Below are 668 nucleotides of genomic sequence, written 5' to 3'. Positions count from 1 at the left end.
GTACTGTGCATTGCTGGTGACGGCGGCGTGATGCTAAACAGCCAGGAGTTGCTCACCATTGGCGCCAACAAGCTGCCGATCAAGGTGTTCATCTTTAATAATGATGGCTATGGCTCGATCAAGGCGACACAGGACAATTTGTTCAATTCTCGCTATGTGGGTGCCAATCCTCAATCCAATGTCTTCAATCCTGATTTCCAGAATTTGGCGGCAGCGTATAGGCTTGGCTATTCTAAGTTGTTAGAGCATTCCGACCTAGATGAGGTGCTTGGCCGCGTGCTGGCATCCGATGAGCCTGAGGTGTGTGAAGTGATGCTTTCTTCCGAACAGTGGATCTCGCCTAAGGCTTCTACTTTCCGCAATGCTGAAGGCAAGCTCGAATCCAAGCCACTAGATGATATGTATCCTTTTCTTCCGGAAGAGGAGATTAAGCACAACCGCTCATTGGCAGATGCTATCTACTGAATGGGTGTGTTAAAAAAGCACCCAGGAAGCTGGGTGCTTTTTTGTGTATGTGATGGCTTTGGAGCAGGTCAGCCAGTTGGTTTGCGGTCATTTGGGCATAAAGAACCGTTACCACTAGGTGTGCGACTTGACCATAAACGAGGCGGCTAGGCAGATCAGCATTAACCCTGTCTCTTATACACATCTCCGAGCCCACGAGACTC

At 49.3% G+C, this 668-nt stretch carries 1 protein-coding gene; it reads left to right on the top strand.

The genetic code is table 11. The annotated features are described in order from the left end of the window. On the top strand, window positions 1-465 hold a 465-nt coding region (locus JHD59_RS22000), incomplete at its 5' end, for a thiamine pyrophosphate-dependent enzyme (RefSeq protein WP_233164466.1). Window positions 466-668: the final 203 nt, after the last annotated feature.

The sequence above is a fragment of the Chromobacterium sp. ASV23 genome (assembly GCF_016428945.1).
Lineage (GTDB): Bacteria > Pseudomonadota > Gammaproteobacteria > Burkholderiales > Chromobacteriaceae > Chromobacterium > Chromobacterium sinusclupearum.
The sequence above is the reverse complement of the archived record's forward strand: the minus strand, read 5'-3'. Positions and strand labels throughout refer to the sequence as shown.